We start from the raw sequence: 16,497 nt of genomic DNA, 5'->3' as shown, positions 1-16,497 counted from the left end.
ACGCGGGCAAACGTGGTCGCGCCATTGATTATTCGCTGCCACGTCGTGAGACTGCACCCAGGGCTGCTATCTCGCGCTCTCAGCGACCGTGTGCGCAGTCTCAGCGGGACTGCGTTGGTCGGTACCGTGTAAGGCACCTGCCATCGGATCGAAAGGAAGTCTGCAGTGGCCAAGAAGCGCTGGAGCGAGCTGTCCACCACCGCCAAAGCGGCGATCATCGGTATGGCCGCGGCAGACGCCGGCCTGCGCGCCTGGGCACTGCGCGACCTCGCCGGCCGCAAAGCGGATCAGGTGAACGGGCCCAAGTGGCTGTGGGCCGGTGCACTGGGCGTGTTGAGCACGCCGGGCGTGATTCCTGCCGCCTATTTGGTGGTCGGGCGCAAGTCGTAGAAGCTAGTTGTACTTCGTACTGCCCGCGACCGGTCGCCAGGTACTGACCATTTTCGCTGCGCAGTTATCCCTATCGAAGCCATTCTGGGTACACCACGTGAGAACTTCGTAAGGATTGTCGGAGTGAAGGCCGACGACGGTTACCCAAAAGCCCGGTCCGTCGTACGTCGACCAATCGCCGGACCGTAGCAACCGGACATACGGATATGTAGCTCGCATGCGCATATGTTGGTCAAGGATTCTGGCGCTGTCCCAAGTGACTCCATCGATCTCCATACCTACTCGCTTGGAACTGATTTGGGGCACCCACCGGTCGGCGAGCAACGAAGTCACGTAGGGCCGGTCACTGCTGGCTAAAGACTCGAGCCGCTGCAGACTGACCTCGTCGACTTCTGGCGTCACCGTCACTGTCCGCGTTGACGGCGGCGGTGGCGGTTTCGGCGCCGGAGGTGCGGAAGTGGCCGTCGGTTCCGCATCGGTAGCACCGATCAGAAACTCCACACCTGCCTTGGCTTCCGATTCGGTGTAGCTCATCTCCGGATGCTGCCCAACGTGTACTCGATAGAAACGCGCGCCGCTGGGAACATCGTCGACGCGAAACTTCAGATAGCAGCCGGCACCGTCCTTGCTACTGCTCTGGATGGTGCCCTTAGCCAACAACTTCCCGGCTTCGTCCTCGACTGTTATTGGCGCATTAGGCGCAATATCGCCGTAGTCGCGCGTTCCCGCACACATGAAACCGCTTGGAAGACCGGTGGTCTTGGCTAAAGGGTTTGGGAGCTGAAGCGTCCCCGCGAGCGTGAAAGGATCGGAGGGAGGCGATTCATCAGAAGGCAGGAGCACGAAAGCAGTCACCACAGCGGCCGTGATCAACACCGCCGCGATTGCTGCAGCCAGGCCGAAGCGACCGCGACGAGAGACCTTGGCAGGTAGAGCTGAACTCTCAGAAGCCAATTCGGCAGCATGAACGGCCACCGGACGCAGCATGGTTTCCTCAGTATTCTGCGTCACCGACACCGCCGCTGCCGTGGGAGTCTGCTGCTGCTCGAGATCCCGCGCAAAATCCATACATGTCGCGAACCGGTCGTCAGGCTCTTTGGCAAGGGCACGCGCCAACACTGGATCGAGCGGGCCAAGTTCGGGCCGAATGTCTGACAGCGCAGGTGGTACGGCGTTCAAATGTTGCCCGATAACGACTGCTGGGTTGGAGTTCAGGAACAGCGGGGATCCGGTGAGCAGGTGATAAGTGGTCGCCGCCAAGGAATACTGATCCGCTCTGCCGTCCAGCACCAGGCCCATCAGCTGTTCAGGCGCTGCATACGCCGCCGTGCCAACGGTCATGTTCGTTGCGGTCAAGCCTCCTTCGGCGTTGTCGGCTAGCTCTCGGGCGACACCGAAATCGCCGAGAAGAATTCGTCGTTCGCCATCGTCACCGTCGGACACGAGAATGTTGGCCGGCTTGACGTCGCGATGGAGTAGACCTCGCCCATGCGCATAGTCGAGCGCAGAAGCGACCGCCTTGACGATCTCGAGTGCTTCCTCGAGCGGCATGCCATCTGGGTAGTCATCGCGCATCAATCGGCTGACGTCGGTGCCATCAACGAAGTCCATCGAAATCCAGAGGCGACCGCGGTGCTTTCCTCGGTCGTGAATCCCAACGATGTGCTGGTGCCAGAGCTTTGCTGCTAGGTCAGCTTCGCGGTTGAACCGCTCTACGTAGTCAGAATCAGCCGAGATACCGGTTCGCAACACCTTGAGCGCGTCGTGTCGGGGCAGCCTCGGATGCTGAGCGAGGTAAACCTCCCCCATTCCACCCGAACCGAGCATCCTCTCGATCGTGTATCCCGCGATCTTCGTACCGTTCGACAACGGCATGCCCGTGTTTACCACGGTAGACGGCCCGCAAACTCACGTTTGATTTATTTGCCACCGTCTAACGGTGATGCCGACCGCGGCAGGCTGGCGTCCGACGCCATACCTATAGCCCAATCGGGCGCAAGCACTAACCCTCTGACGACGGTCCAAGCGGGCCAGAGGTGGGCCTGCGTTGGATCCGCAGTGTGGGCACCTGAAGCTCCGTCGTCGGTGGTGCCGGCAGGACCGTCGTCGAATCCTCTTTGAGCCGAACGATTCTCGGCACCGCCGTGGCTTGCGGCCGGCGCACGATGGTCGGCGGCGCAGAGATGTCCTCGGTGGGTTCGGGCGGCGGGGGCGGCACCGGCGCAGGCTTGGCGGCGCGCGTGTCACGACGAACCAGATACCCCGCCAGCGGGCCGGTGAACAACATGACGACCAGGACGATGAGGCTCAGCGCGCACACGGTGACGTCGAAGGTGCTGGTGATCTGCTGGGCGAGGTTGTTGCCGTAGATCGCGTCGGGCGCAGGCGCGGCGTAGCGAGGCGCGAGGGCGACACCGATGGCCACATCGGCGACGGCGAACACGAACAACACCGCGCTGAACGCCGCGGTGACGCTCGTCGCCATCGCCCCGTTGCTGAGTTGGCGGTGCAGCCACCGGGCGATGACGGCCGTGATGAGGCTGAACACCGTCATCGCGACGCTGTCGTACAACGCTCTCGGCAGGTCGAGCGACAGGGCGATCAGATAGTCCACGACGCGTAGGGCGGCGGCAGCGAACGACCAGAAGGCGATGAGCGTCAGGCACTTCTGCGCGGCGCCCCGGTACGCGCCGATGGTCGGCGGCTTGATCAGGAAGACCGCGTACAGCGTCGTCGGCGCGACGATCGCCGCGGCGGCTGCCCATGCGAGGTAACCCTCGTAGCCGACGGCGGCGGTCGACGTGTTCTGGGCGATACCGCGGAACGCGTCGATGTCGCGGCCGATGCCGAAAACCCACACCACGGCCGCCGCGAGCGCACCCGAGATGCCGATCGCCGTCGTCGCGAGCCGGGCGGCAGCGGTCCGTTCGGTGAGCCAGCGCGATGCGATGACCAGCGCGATCATCGCCTCCGCGCCGTAGAGCAGCGTCGTGACGATCACCGCGAGGTCATGACCGCCGAACTCGACCTGCGTCACGAACAGGTAGCGCAGGCGCCAGTAAAGGTTGAACGCAACCGACAGCGTCGCAAGCGCGATCGAGACGAAGCCGATCACCCGCGAGACCGCATACCAGCGGCGAAACTTGTTGTCCTCGATCGTGATCGACGTGATGGGCGGCTGCGCTGCCAGCAGTGCACCCGCGATGCCGAGCAGCATGCCCGGCCCGACACCCGGCGCGACCGCTCCCGTACCGCCGTCACCGGCGGTCTGCACCAGATGGAAGCCGACGAAGCCGATCACCACGACGAGGTAGGCCAAGCTCAGGACAAGCCGGATCCGGCCGGTGCGCCGCACATCGGGGTTGGCAGCCGTGAGCCGGAACGGTCCGAGGTGCGGCGTCAGCGCGGCGACGATTGCCAAGAGGGTGACCACGGCCAGGACGGCGAACAGTGACCCGTCACTTGAGGGGACGCCGACACCGAACTCGAGGTTCCACGGGAGCAGCAGCGCCAGGACGAGCAACGCGACCGCGATGCCGTCGCGTACCCGGTTCGTCCGGGTGGGCACGTAGCCGACCCGCGGCGACTTCGCCACGGCGGGCGCAGCCATGGTCGCCACCTGGACAGTGGCGGGCGCGTCGTAACGCTGGTCGGTCACCTACCGATTCCTCTCATGAGTGATGTCGCGAGACGTCTCAACCAGCGTGCTCATTTTTGCTCCGACGCACAAGCAGCGTCGGCGGTAGCTTGGACTGAACCGTCGGAGCGCGGACAACATGCGTGAGGCAAGGAGTGTGGAAACCGTGGACGTTGTCCTCGGGGTAGCGGTCACCGGGCGGGTGGCGCGCCTGGCGATGATCGGCTCGCCCGCCAGCGGCGGGCAGCTACTTGACCAGTACGCGCTGGACCTGTCCGACGACGGATTGACCGAGCTCGCCGACACCATCATCGGCACATTCCGCGCGGTGACCGAATCGGGCAACCAGGTCGCGGCGACTCGGCTGTGCCTGCCCGACGCGTCCGAAGCCGACACGCTGCGCCAGACCGTGCAGAGCGCGGGTGTGCCGAACGTCGAGGTGGTCGCCGAGGCCGAGGCCGCCGCGGCCCTGGCCCGCAGTGCGGGCGCCGATGCGGCGTTGCTCCTGTCCGACGACGACACCGCATCGTTGACCGTGGTCGGCGAGAACGACGAGGCGACCTCGATTCTGGCGACGGTGCCGGTCGGTGCCGCCGGGGCGGCTGCCGCCTGCGTGGCCGTGCTGCAGCAGGTGCCCGCGGCTGATGCACCGATGCGCGTGATGCTCGTCGGGCAGCGACTCGATCTTGATTCCGTTGCCGCAGAGCTTCGTTCGACCGCGCCGGTCGAGGTGCCCGCCGACGCAGGGTATGCGATCGCGCGCGGCGCGGCTCAGGCGGCCGACGGTTTCGCACCCGCCGGTGCGGCCACGCAGATGGCACCCGCGGCCGACGCGACACAGCTCGCCCCGGCCGCGGAAGCAACACAAATGGCCCCCGCCGCTGCGGCGGCAGACGCAACCCAGATGGCCCCCGCAAGCGAGGCGGCCACCGAGGGCGCGGTGGGCCCGGACCTCGCGTATTCGCAGGAGACCGAGAGCGAGCCCTGGCCCGACGAGATGCCGATGGACCCGCTCAGCGAGTTCGTCCCCGAACAGGCCGACGAGGCGGAGTACACGACCGCCATCGCGCCGCCACCGCCCCGGATGCTGCTCATGGGCAGCGCCGTGATGTTCGTCGTGGTGAGTTTCGCCACGCTGGCCGTCACGGTCGTGACCAACGTCCGGCCCGCGGCCGACGTCAGCGCGCAGCCCGTGACCGCGACGCAGGCGAACACCGTGCCGGGCAATTACCTCCCGCCCGTTCCGCATGAGCCGGATCCGGTGGCGTTGCCCGTTGCCGTACTGACGCCGCCGCCTGCCGCTCCTGCCGCACCGAGCGTGCGCTCGGGCACCGGCGATCGCCCGGCCAACCAAGCACCACGCGTGCAAGCGCCGGCACCTGCCGCGCCGCCGGCCGCGCCGGCTCCCCCGCCGGTGCAGGCTCCGGCGCCGGTTCCCGTGCCGGTTCCGGTCCCTCCGGTGATCGTGTTGCCGCCGCTGACCCCGTGGACGCCGCCGTGGGTGACACCGACAACTCCACCGACACCGCCGACCACGACGCCACCGACGACGACTCCGCCGACCACAACACCACCCACAACCACCCCGCCGACGACTACACCGCCCACCACTCCACCGACCACGACGAAGCCGCCGACGACGACCGCGCCGCCGACCACGGTCGACCCGACCACCTCGGCGCCGCAGACCCCGCCGTCCTCGGAGCCTTCGGTGCCACCGGTGGAGGAACCGTCCTATACGCCGCCCCCGGCCTACACGCCGCCGGTCGAGCAACCGGTGGAGCCGGCACCCCAGGTCCCGGCCTCGCCGGTGTACCCGGAGGCGCCGTCGGGTGGCGATTCGTCGAGCGGCGGAGACTCAGGCGGCGGCGACTACGGAGATTCGCCCGTGACGACTGTGCCGCTCAGCCCGTAGATCGAGGTATCCGGCGATCACGCGAGCGGTGCGACCGGCTGCGGTTCAGCCGGAGCCGCGGGACCGGGCAGCGGACCCCTCGGCAGCGGAGTCGTGACGATGTGCTGTGCGGGCGGCGGCGTGGCGGCAGGCCCGGAAAGCGGTGCGGGCGTGGGTGCTGCCGGTGCCTGCGGCGCGGCGGGTGCCGGGGTCGCCGCGGGATCCTCGGCCCAGCTGGCTTCAAGTTTCCGTGCGACGAACGCGGCTCCTTCGGCCACGAGACCGGCCTCGGAATACTGGTTGTGCGCGGCGAAGCTCCTGCCCTGCGGGTCGCACACCAAGTCGTTCTGGACGCACAGATCGATGGCCTTGGCCTCGTAGTGCGGGCCGACGACGACCGGCGGGTCGTTGAGCACCCGCATGAAGCGGTTGGACGGTTTGCCGAACAACGCGACGGCCGCGACGTGGTCGGCGATCTCGGGCGGCATCGGCGTCGGCACGTCCACCGGCGAAACCCCGTCGGGCACAACGCTTGCCGTGACGAATCCCATTACCGCCGCGCCCTGGGAGAAGCCGCCGAGCACCATCTTGGTGTCGGGGCAGTTGGCGGCAGTGGAGACGATGCGGGCCCGCGCGTCGGAGATTCCTTGGACGGCAGTGGGGAAATCGGTTGTCGCAGGGTAATTGACGGCATAGACATTGACCGTCTTCGCGCCGAGCTGCGAGCGCAGCGATTCGACGAACGCGTCGCCAGTCGGTCCGACGCCTGGCAATTCGGTGGTACCGCGAGCGAAGATCACCTCGGCGTCCGGGCAGGGCGCCGCATTCGCAGACGGCATCATTGCGTTTGGCATCAGGGAAGTCGCCGCTGCCGCAACGGCAACCACCCCTGCGATTCTCAGTCTCCCCACCGACTCATGCTGACACACCGCCCCATTGAGCGCTCCTTGAGAAAGTGGAGGCACAGAGCTTTCACAAGATCCAAAGAAAACCTTCAATATTGCAATGCCTTTGAGGGTTGGGCGTGCCATTCGCCAGCGTGGCGAGTGCGGCACGTTGTGACACGACACCGGGCACCACGAGGCGCCCTCGGCCTTTGCTAACCCCATTCGTCCCGCTGGGGGTCACCCCACGCGATGAGCTGCCGGATACCGTGCAGCACAGCGAAATTCACGGATGGCCGTGGGCCCTACCGGAATTGGCGAACATTGCCGCGGAAAGCACCTCACGGTCCGCCTTCCGCTGGAACGCCCGCACGGCATCCATCCACGAGACGTGACGAAGAACGCACCGAGTTAATTAGGTTCTCGTAGTGTTAAAAGTCATACTAATTGCCCGTGGATGTCCAGTTTCTCCTGCTTTGTATCGTCGTCATCACCGCGCTCGTGTTCGACTTCACGAACGGGTTCCATGACACCGGCAACGCCATGGCGACGTCGATCGCGAGCGGTGCACTCAAGCCGCGGACGGCGGTCGCGTTGTCGGCGGTGCTCAACCTGGTGGGCGCGTTCCTCTCCACCGCGGTGGCGGCCACGATCGCGAAAGGCCTCGTCGACGCCAACCTCGTCACGCTGGAGCTGGTATTCGCCGGACTCGTCGGCGGCATCACGTGGAACCTGCTGACCTGGCTCCTCGGCATCCCGTCAAGCTCATCGCACGCGCTGATCGGCGGGATCATCGGCGCGATGCTCGCCGCGGCGGGCGGCCACGGCGTGATCTGGCAGGGCGTGGTATCGACGGTGATCGTGCCTGCCGTGCTGGCCCCGCTCATCGCCGGACTGGTCGCGGGACTCGGTAGCTGGCTCGTCTACCGCATGGTGCGCGGCATCCCCGGCGCCCGTACCGAGACCGGATTCCGGTACGGCCAGATCGGATCGGCATCGCTGATCTCCCTCGCACACGGCACCAACGACGCCCAGAAGACAATGGGCGTGATCTTTCTGGCACTGATCTCCTACGGCGCCGCAAGCTCGTCCGACACCATGCCGCCCTTCTGGGTCGTCGTGGCGTGTGCCGTCGCGATCGCGCTCGGCACGTACTCGGGCGGTTGGCGCGTCATCCGCACTCTGGGCAAAGGCCTGGTCGACACCGAGGCGCCGCAGGGCATGGCCGCCGAATGCTCGTCCGCCGCAATCATTCTGCTTTCCAGCAGCTTCGGGTACTCACTGTCGACCACGCACGTCGCCACCGGTTCGATCCTCGGCAGCGGCGTCGGCCGCGGCGCCGAGGTTCGCTGGGGAGTCGCCCGCAGCATGGTCACCGCCTGGCTGATCACGCTGCCCGCCGCGGGCCTCGTCGGAGCCCTCACCTATTTCGTCGTGCACGGCATCGGCGGCTTCGCCGGCACCGTCACCGGCTTCGTGCTGCTTCTCGGGGCGGCAGTGCCGATCTGGCTCAAGTCACGCAAACCACCGATCGACCACACCAACGTCAACGACGAATGGCAAGGCAGCCTCACCGCCGGCGCGGGCACTGCCATGGACCGCGTGTAGGAACGGGAGAACCACCATGAATGCCTGGATCAACCTCGCCGCGGTCGCCAAGATCTTGCTGTTCGGCCTTCTCGTCGGCGCCGCGGTGCCCGCCGTATTCGCCGCGGGTGTCCGCCTCAACGCCATCGGCGCGGGCTCACCCTCGGGATCGCCACGCAATCGCGTGTTGATCGGCGTCAGCTGGGTGCTCGTCGCGCTCGTGCTCGCCGTCGTGGTCGTGGGCGTGGTGTTCATCGCCCGTGACTTCATCGGCCACCACACCGGCTGGCACATCCTGGGCGCGAAATCGCACTAGGGCGACCGCGCCGCCAACTCCGAAGATCAGGCTCTGCGGTAGGGCGCGCGATGCTCCGGGAACTCGATCTTGCCCACCGGGGCCGGCTTCGGATTCGGCAACGTGACGGGATCCGCGTCGAGCGTGACCGGCCGGCCATGGTGTGTGATCGGAATCGGATCGCCCACTTCGCGGCGATACGTGGTCTCATCGGCGGTCACATCCACCTCCAAGCAGCTGTCGCGCCACAGGATTCTGAACTTCAGCCGGCTCAGCGCATCGGGAAGCGCAGGCGCGAAGGCCAGTTCGCTGCCCCGATGACGCATCCCGCCGAAACCCGCCACGCACACGGTCCAGGTGCCTGCGAGCGCGGCGATGTGCAGACCGCTGGACACGTTGTCATGCAAGTTGTGCAAATCGATGAACGCGGTCTCGGCGAGGTAGTCGTAGGCGAGTTGCAGGTGGCCGACTTCGGCAGCCAGTACGCCTTGCGTACACGCCGACAGCGATGAGTCCCGAACCGTCAACGCTTCGTAGTATGCGAAATTGCGGGCCTTCTCGTCCGCGGTGAATGCGTCACCTCTCAAGTGCATCGCCAGGGTCAGATCGGACTGCTTGACCACTTGGGTGCGATACAGCTCGAAATACGGGTAGTTCAACAGCAGTGGATAGTCGGCAGGCGTCATGGCGGCGAAATCCCAGTGGGCCAATCGGGTGAAGCTCTCCGACTGCTCGTGCACCTGCAAGTCGGCGTTGTACGGCACCACCATGTGCGATGCGGCGGCGCGCCATCTCTCGGCCTCTTCGGCAGTCACGCCGAGCTGCTGAGCCACCTCCGGACGCCGCTCGCAGGCGTCGGCGGCCTCGGTCAGATTGGTCTGCGCCATCAAGTTGGTGAACAGATTGTTGTCGACGAGTGCGGTGTATTCGTCCGGGCCGGTGACACCGTCGATGCGGAAGAGCCCGGTGGAATCGTGATGACCGAGGCGCACCCACAGGCGTGCGGTTTCCACCAGCAGCTCGAGCCCGCAGTCGTCCTCGAATTGCCGGTCTCCGGTTGCCGCGACGTACTGCGCTGTGGCGTAGGCGATGTCCGCCGACACGTGAACCGCCGCGGTGCCGGCCGGCCAGTAACCGGAGCATTCGTCGCCGTTGATCGTCCGCCACGCGAACATCGCTCCGTCATGGCCGAGTTCCCGAGCCCGCCGTTTGGCTCTCGGCAGGGTGGAGTGCCGCCAGCGCAGAGCGGCGGCCGCCGCCTCCGGCATGGTGTGGGTGAGCACGGGCAAGACGAAGATCTCGGTATCCCAGAATGCGTGCCCGCCGTATCCGGTTCCGGTGAGGCCCTTGGCCGATATGGGGCGGCTCTCGCCGCGGGCCCCGGCCTGAAGCACCTGGAAGAGTGCGAAACGAATCGCCTGCTGGAGTTCAGGATCCCCTTCGATCTCGATGTCGGCGTGCGACCAGAACGCGTCGAGGTAGTCGCGTTGCCGTGCCAACAGACTGTCCCAGCCGGACTGCTTTGCCTGTGCCAGTGCGGCATCCACCTGCGCCCGTAGCGCCGGCGTCGAGCGTCTGCTCGACCATCCGTATGCGATGAACTTCGTCAGCCTCAGCACCTCACCCTTGGCGAGGTCGGCGGCGATGGTCAAGCGCGCCAGGTCATGTTCGGCCTGAATGTCGCAGACAGTTCCCGGCCCGTCGTCGATCTGGTGATCCATGCCCGCCGCGACCCGAAGTCCGGAATTTCTCGTCTGGTGCACCAGCACTGCCGAATTACCTTTCGCCACAGCGAAGTCCGCGACGAGTGGGTGATCCAGCGCCGCCGCGAGCCGCGGATCGCTTCCGGGAGCGGCCACCTCCTCATTGGCCAGCAGGTCGGACTGCACCACCAAATCCAGACTGGAGTCCAGCGGTTCGACCTCGTAGCGAATGGCGGCAACGGCACGTTGGGTGAACGAGACAAAGCGTTCCGATCGAATTCGCACACACCGTCCGGTCTGCGACGACCACACGGTGTTGCGACGCAGTGTTCCGGTGCGGAAATCCAGGACATGTTCGTGTTCGATCACTCGGCCGTAGCGCATGTCCATCGGCGCGTCCTGGACGAACAGCTGAATGGTCTTGCCGTCGGTCACGTTGACGATGGTCTGGCCGTCCTCCGGATAGCCGTATCCGCCTTCGGCATAGGGCAATTCGTGGTGTTCGTAAACCCCGTTCAAGTACGTTCCCGGCGTTCCGACCGGCTCTCCCTCGTCGAGGTTGCCACGCAGGCCGACGTGACCGTTCGAAAGAGCGAAAATAGATTCGATGTCCGGCAACGCGTCAAGATCAAATCCGCACCACCGCAGTTCCCAAGGGGCGATCTGAAATTCCGGATGGTCCGTCATGGCGCCATTATCGCCAAATAGTGGCGGGCGGATGGCCTGTTCTGTTGTTGATACCTGCCTGGCGACTCGAGAAATCCCGGCGGGTTCGCCGACCCGACGGGATAATCGGCCACAGCACGCCGAACTGATCGCCACCAAGGTCACCGGGGGCCGCGAACCGCAATGTCCGATGCAACATTGAGTCTGATCATCGTCGGCGTTGCCGTCGTGTTGTTCATCTGGAATCGGCTTCCGGTCGAGGTGGTGGCGATCGGCGTCGCGTTGTTGCTGTATTTCACCGGTCTGATCGACACGCGGACGCTGTTCGGCGGGTTCGGTGATGCGGTGATCGTCTTCATCGCGTCGCTCTTCGTGGTCAGCGAAGGCTTGGAGGCATCGGGGGTGACCGCCTGGGTCAGCCAGATACTGGCCCGGCTGTCGGGGCGAACTTATCCCCGGGTATTAGTCACCGTGCTGGGGCTCGGTGCCGTGATCAGCGCCGTGATCACGGTGAACGGGGCGGCGGCGGCGCTGGTCCCGGTCACCGTTGCGGTGGCTCGCCATGGTCGACTCTCGCCGTCGAAAGTATTGATTCCATTGGCCTTTGGCTGCAGTGCGGGCGCACTGCTCACCCTCGGTGGCAGTCCGGTCAATGTCCTGATCTACGACGCCTCGCGCGACAGTGGTGAATCGGGTTTCGGTTACTTCGAGTTCGCACTCGTCGGTGTCCCGCTGGTGCTGGTGACGATTGCGGTGGCCGTGTTGTTCGGGCGGCGCCTTCTGCCCGTTCGGGAGTCGACGACACTCCCGAACGACTTCGGTGACTACCTCCCGCGCATCGTCGAGCATTGGGGTCTGGACCGCCTCCTGTTCCGGCTGACCGTCGAGGAGGGAGCGACAGCCGCCGGTATGGCGGCGCACGACGTTGTCGGCAACGACGGTCCGGCCGTGGTGGCAATCCAAACCCGCGGCGGCAGCACTGCCGACGGCGGACACCGCCTGGCGGTCGGCGACGTGATCGTCGTGGAAGGCGACGAGCCCGCCGTGACTGCATTCGCGGCCCACGCGGGGTGTTCGGTCGAGAATGTGGCGAGCCGCTGGCACGGAAAACTGATCGACCGGGACGCCGGGCTGGCCGAACTCGTGATCCCGCCCCGATCGAACTGGTTGGGCGAGAAGGTGTTTCCCGGGTTCGCCTGGAACGGGCTCACCGTGGTGTCGGTGCACCGGATGAACGCCGACGTGGGCACCCGCATCGTCGAACTCGCACAGGGCGACACCGTTCTTGTCCATGGCCCATGGCCCGCGATCGAACGGTTGAGCGGCTCTGGCGTCCTCATCGTCGATTCGACCGAAGACGTTCGGCGACAGACGGTTGCGCTCGACCGCTCGGCACCGCGAGCACTAGCTGTACTTGCGGTCATGGTCGGTTTACTCGTATCGGGCGTGGTGCCGCCGGCCGTCGCAGCGTTGCTGGCCGCACTGGCGATGGTGGCGTTGCGGGTCGTGCAGCCACAGCAGGTGTACCGCGCGATCCCCTGGCAGACGATCATTCTCATCGGTGCGCTGATCCCGTTGTCCACGGCGATAACGACGAGTGGGGCAGCAGACGAGATCGCCGCGCCGATCGTCGATCTGGTGCGAGACCGCAGCCCGTACCTGCTACTCGCCGTGCTCTTCGTCATCACCGCGGTGCTCGGGCAGTTCATCTCCAACGTCGCGACGGTGTTGGTGGTGATACCGATCGCAGTGGCGGCCGCAACCGAAAGCGGCATCTCGGTGCAGGCGACGCTGATGCTGGTGGCGCTTGCGGGCGCGGCATCGTTACTGACGCCGATTGCCACACCCGCCAACATGATCGTGCTGAATCCGGGCGGCTACCGCTTCGGCGATTACTGGCCGCTCGGCATCGTCACCATGGCCGCCTGGTTCGCGGTCGCCATGGTGGTGATCCCGGTGTGTTGGCCGCTTCGGTAGCAGGTTTTCTTCGCCTTTTTCGCCCGATCCGTCCCCTGTGACGCTGCAAGGTCGACTATGGAGGTATGACGGGGGCAACGAGGGAGTTACTGAACAAGGTCAGCATCGTCGGGATGGGCAGCGTCGGCACGGCAATCGCCTACGCCTGCCTGATCCGCGGGTCAGCGGGATCGCTGGCGCTCTACGACATCAACGCCAAGAAGGTCCGCGCCGAACTGCTCGACCTCAACCACGGCAGCCAGTTCGTTCCGCACTGCCCGATCATCGGTTCCGACGACATCGCGGTCACGGCGGGTTCGGCGATCGTCATCGTCACCGCCGGCGCCAAACAGGATGAGGGCCAAACCCGGTTGGACTTGGCAACCACCAATGTGGCGATGGCTCAATCGTTGACGCCTCAGCTGCTCGAACAGTCGCCCGGGGCGATCATCGTCTTCGTCACCAACCCGGTCGACGTCGTCACCTTCGCCGCCGCCCAGTCGGTCGGCGCCGACGGGGGTCGGGTCTTCGGATCCGGAACGGTGTTGGACTCCAGCAGGTTTCGCTATCTCATCGCCGAGCGCGCCGACCTTGCCGTGGCCAACGTGCACGGGTACATCATCGGCGAGCACGGCGACTCGCAGATCTCACTTTGGTCGAGTGTGTCGATCGGCGGGGGGCCCGCCGACAGTTTCCGCATCGACGGCGCGTTGGTGTTCGACGAAACGACCCGCAACGAGATCTCGGCGGGCGTCGTCAACGCCGCCTACGAGGTCATCGCGGGCAAGGGCGCCACAAGCCTGGCCATCGGGCTGTCGACCGCCCGGATCGTCGAGGCCGTTCTCGGCGACCAGCACCGTGTGCTGCCGGTGTCGACGGTGCAGCACGGTGCGTACGAGATCAGCGATGTGTGCTTGTCATTGCCGACCGTCGTGACCGCCTCGGGTGCCGGCCGGGTGCTCGAAGTGCCGCTGTCGGTGTCTGAACTGCTGAGCCTGCAGGCGTCCGCCGCGACCCTGAAGCAGGCGCAGGATTCGTTGGGCCTGTAATCGGGAGGCGACATCGGCAAACGACGAAGCGCTCTGCCGGATCTGGACGCCCTGGTCGACTCGACACCTCCGAGCCGCGATCGGGTCGTCGACTTCCTGCGGGCAGCGAGCATCTGCGTCGTTGTCCTGTGGCACTGGTCGCTGTCGATCACCCACTGGGACGGCGACTACTCGCTCGTGATGCCGAACCCTATCGGCTATGTACCGGGCAAATGGGCCCTGACGTGGGTGCTGCAGGTGATGCCGGTGTTCTTCATCGTCGGTGGCTACGCCAACCTCGCGGGTTGGGAGGCCGTCAGGCGGGGTGGACGCGGCGCGGCGAGCTTCCTCGGCGTACGTATGCGCCGACTGCTGTTGCCGCTCGTGCCCTTTGTCGCGGTCTGGTTGGTCTTCGACCTGATCGTGCAGGCCACCGGCCGCCGCGGTGTGCTCGAGTGGGGCATCGTCGTGTTCGTCCCGCTGTGGTTCATCGGGGTCTACGCCGCGGTCGTCGCCGCGGTGCCGCTCACGGCCCGCCTTCACCGACTCTGGGGCTGGCGGGTTCCCGCCCTGCTGGCCGCGGCGGTCCTCACCGCCGACGTCCTTCGGCTGGGGCTCGGGTGGGGTGGGCCGGTTCCGGGTCTGGTCGGTTCGGCGTGTGTGTGGCTGTTCTGCCACCAACTGGGCTATTTCTGGAGAGACGGCACGCTGCCCGGGGGCGGGCGGGCAATGGCCGCCGCAGTGGCTGCGGCGGGCTTTGCCGGACTGGTCGTCTTGACGACGTTCGGGCCGTATTCGCGCTCGATGGTCGCGGTGCAGGGCGACGACACCAGCAACATGTTCCCGACCACGGCCCCCATCGCGGCGCTCGCTACGTTCCAGCTCGGGCTGGTGATGCTGGCCCGGCCCAGGCTCAACGCCTGGCTGCAGCACCGCGGGCCGTGGCGGGCGGTGGTGGCCGCGAACGGCGTGACGATGCCCGTGTTCACCTGGCACATGACCGCACTCGTGGTGTTCTTGTGGCTGTACGAGCGGGCTGGATTCACACTGTCCAGCGAGCCGACGGCGGCCTGGTGGCTCAGCAGACCCGTGTGGATCGTGGGCCCCGGCCTGGTGCTCGCGGCCATCCTGGCGGTGCTCGCGGGCGCTCGGCTCATCGCCGGTCGATGGTTGCGTCGCTTGCGCGCGGAGTGAGGGCGACGAGAGCCGCGCCCGCGACGAACAACAGCGTGGCCGGCAGCGGAAAACGTCCGTCGGGGGCGAACCCGCCGATCGTGAACATCAAGGTTGCGGCCGCTGTGACCGACGCCCCGAGTACCAACCCCGCGAGCCCCCACCCCTCGGGCACTGACACCGTGACCGAGGGCAGCGGCGCGGCCACCCATGTTCTCAACCACCGCAACAACGCCATCAGCACAACCATCACCACCGAGATCGCCGAGACCCAGACGATCCGGAGAAGCCACCAGTCGCCCGAGCCGATCGGCGGTTGAGGCATCAGACCGGTCGGATAGCCGAGCAGCGCCACGATGACGACCGGGACCATATGCCACAGGTACAGGCCCATCACGGCGCTGTTGGCCACCGTCAGCGGGCGCTGCGCGCGGGCAGCGGTGAGTACCCGGTTGACGGCGGGCGCGACAGCCATCAGCAGTCCGGCCTGGGCCGCGGCGAACGCGATCAGCGCGAGCGACGGCGGACCGGTGTTCTGCAGTTCCTCACCCGGCACCCCGATCATGCTGACCGGGTACGGACCCCATATGAGAAGCACCGCGAGAAGAAGCGCTGAGACCAGTGCCAGCAGCAACGGCCGGTGGCCCGCCAACCGTCCGCTGCGCCAAGCGATTCCGAGTTGGTATACCGCGCCCCAGGCCAGCACGTAATTGACGTATCCGACGTAGGGCACGTCGCCGCCGATGTAGGCCACGTCGATGACACCAACGGCGACCGCCAGAGCCGCGGGCACGGCAAGACCCCACCGCCTGTCCGCGGCCACTGCCAAGGGAGTCGCCAAGACCAACAGGACGAACGTGACCAGAAACCACAGGTGGTAGGCGACCGCCCAGCCGCCGAAAGCCAGTTTCGCGCTGTCCACCCCGACCAACAGCAGAACCACGACCACGGCCAGCACGATCGCGATGTAGGCCCCGGTCGGCCCCAGCGTCCGCGACAACCGGTAGCGCAACCAGGTCTGGGCCGAGCCGGTACCCTGCCGCCGCGTCCATGACACCGAGCTTGCGTATCCGGCCATCAGGAAGAACGCCGGGATCACCTGGAAGGCCAGCGTCAGCCATTGGGTCCACGGCATCTCCTCGAGCACGTTCTGCATGCCGAACTCGCCGTCTCGATAGGTCGCCGACGCCGCGAGCCAATGGCCAACCACGACGAGTCCGATCGCCGACACACGGTAGAAGTCCACCGACAGATCACGCTCTGGCATGTCCACCCCCGGGACTC

General features: G+C 66.3%; 12 protein-coding genes. 7 read left to right on the top strand and 5 right to left on the bottom strand.

What is annotated here, in order from left to right:
- Positions 1–165: 165 nt before the first annotated feature.
- Positions 166–390 carry a hypothetical protein gene (locus tag AWC31_RS23780; RefSeq protein WP_085146412.1) on the top strand — a complete coding sequence of 75 codons (225 nt, stop codon included), beginning with the start codon at positions 166–168 and terminating at the stop codon, positions 388–390.
- 3 nt (positions 391–393) lie between these two features.
- On the opposite strand, the gene AWC31_RS23775 is transcribed toward AWC31_RS23780, so the two are convergent.
- Both AWC31_RS23775 and AWC31_RS23770 read right to left on the bottom strand, forming a co-directional pair.
- Entirely contained in the window at positions 394–2,265 is a 1,872-nt protein-coding gene (locus AWC31_RS23775) for a serine/threonine-protein kinase (protein WP_085147259.1), read from the bottom strand.
- A gap of 127 nt (positions 2,266–2,392) precedes the next feature.
- Positions 2,393–4,048: a DUF7937 domain-containing protein gene (locus tag AWC31_RS23770; RefSeq protein WP_085146411.1), complete on the bottom strand. Its 1,656-nt coding sequence runs from the start codon at positions 4,046–4,048 to the stop codon at positions 2,393–2,395.
- A 145-nt stretch (positions 4,049–4,193) separates the two neighbouring features.
- Between AWC31_RS23770 and AWC31_RS23765 the strand changes: the two genes are divergently transcribed.
- Complete coding sequence (locus AWC31_RS23765) at positions 4,194–5,942, top strand: DUF7159 family protein (RefSeq protein WP_085147257.1); 1,749 nt, start codon at positions 4,194–4,196, stop codon at positions 5,940–5,942.
- Positions 5,943–5,959: 17 nt separating this feature from the next.
- Here the strand turns inward: AWC31_RS23765 and AWC31_RS23760 are convergent, their stop codons facing one another.
- Entirely contained in the window at positions 5,960–6,775 is an 816-nt protein-coding gene (locus AWC31_RS23760) for a cutinase family protein (RefSeq protein WP_085146410.1), read from the bottom strand.
- A 483-nt stretch (positions 6,776–7,258) separates the two neighbouring features.
- Between AWC31_RS23760 and AWC31_RS23755 the strand changes: the two genes are divergently transcribed.
- Complete coding sequence (locus tag AWC31_RS23755) at positions 7,259–8,413, top strand: inorganic phosphate transporter (RefSeq protein WP_085146409.1); 1,155 nt, start codon at positions 7,259–7,261, stop codon at positions 8,411–8,413.
- A gap of 16 nt (positions 8,414–8,429) precedes the next feature.
- A complete protein-coding gene (locus tag AWC31_RS23750) occupies positions 8,430–8,708 on the top strand; it encodes a hypothetical protein (protein ID WP_085146408.1) in 279 nt (92 codons plus the stop codon).
- Between the two features lie 26 nt (positions 8,709–8,734).
- On the opposite strand, the gene AWC31_RS23745 is transcribed toward AWC31_RS23750, so the two are convergent.
- Entirely contained in the window at positions 8,735–11,077 is a 2,343-nt protein-coding gene (locus AWC31_RS23745) for a glycoside hydrolase family 65 protein (RefSeq protein WP_085146407.1), read from the bottom strand.
- Positions 11,078–11,239: 162 nt separating this feature from the next.
- On the opposite strand from AWC31_RS23745, the gene AWC31_RS23740 reads away from it, so the two are divergent.
- From AWC31_RS23740 to AWC31_RS23730, 3 genes are all read left to right on the top strand, one after another.
- Complete coding sequence (locus tag AWC31_RS23740; protein WP_085146406.1) at positions 11,240–13,033, top strand: SLC13 family permease; 1,794 nt, start codon at positions 11,240–11,242, stop codon at positions 13,031–13,033.
- 65 nt (positions 13,034–13,098) lie between these two features.
- Positions 13,099–14,061 carry an L-lactate dehydrogenase gene (locus tag AWC31_RS23735; protein WP_085146405.1) on the top strand — a complete coding sequence of 321 codons (963 nt, stop codon included), beginning with the start codon at positions 13,099–13,101 and terminating at the stop codon, positions 14,059–14,061.
- Between the two features lie 12 nt (positions 14,062–14,073).
- Positions 14,074–15,234, top strand: a complete 1,161-nt coding sequence (locus tag AWC31_RS23730) for an acyltransferase family protein (RefSeq protein ID WP_085146404.1) — start codon at positions 14,074–14,076, stop codon at positions 15,232–15,234.
- On the opposite strand, the gene AWC31_RS23725 is transcribed toward AWC31_RS23730, so the two are convergent.
- The gene (locus tag AWC31_RS23725; protein ID WP_085147255.1) at positions 15,194–16,480 is read right to left on the bottom strand and encodes an acyltransferase family protein; all 1,287 of its coding nucleotides are present in this window, start codon (positions 16,478–16,480) and stop codon (positions 15,194–15,196) included. The genes AWC31_RS23730 and AWC31_RS23725 overlap by 41 nt on opposite strands.
- Between the last annotated feature and the right edge of the window lie 17 nt (positions 16,481–16,497).

It is taken from the genome of Mycolicibacterium wolinskyi, assembly GCF_002101965.1.
GTDB lineage: Bacteria > Actinomycetota > Actinomycetes > Mycobacteriales > Mycobacteriaceae > Mycobacterium > Mycobacterium wolinskyi.
The sequence above is the reverse complement of the archived record's forward strand: the minus strand, read 5'-3'. Positions and strand labels throughout refer to the sequence as shown.

Excerpts from the sequence above, each read along its gene's own strand:
- AWC31_RS23775 (WP_085147259.1), bottom strand. The coding sequence starts at position 2,265 with ATGCCGTTGTCGAACGGTACGAAGATCGCGGGATACACGATCGAGAGG.
- AWC31_RS23760 (WP_085146410.1), bottom strand. The coding sequence starts at position 6,775 with ATGCCAAACGCAATGATGCCGTCTGCGAATGCGGCGCCCTGCCCGGAC.
- AWC31_RS23750 (WP_085146408.1), top strand. The coding sequence starts at position 8,430 with ATGAATGCCTGGATCAACCTCGCCGCGGTCGCCAAGATCTTGCTGTTC.
- AWC31_RS23745 (WP_085146407.1), bottom strand. The coding sequence starts at position 11,077 with ATGACGGACCATCCGGAATTTCAGATCGCCCCTTGGGAACTGCGGTGG.
- AWC31_RS23740 (WP_085146406.1), top strand. The coding sequence starts at position 11,240 with ATGTCCGATGCAACATTGAGTCTGATCATCGTCGGCGTTGCCGTCGTG.
- AWC31_RS23735 (WP_085146405.1), top strand. The coding sequence starts at position 13,099 with ATGACGGGGGCAACGAGGGAGTTACTGAACAAGGTCAGCATCGTCGGG.
- AWC31_RS23725 (WP_085147255.1), bottom strand. The coding sequence starts at position 16,480 with ATGCCAGAGCGTGATCTGTCGGTGGACTTCTACCGTGTGTCGGCGATC.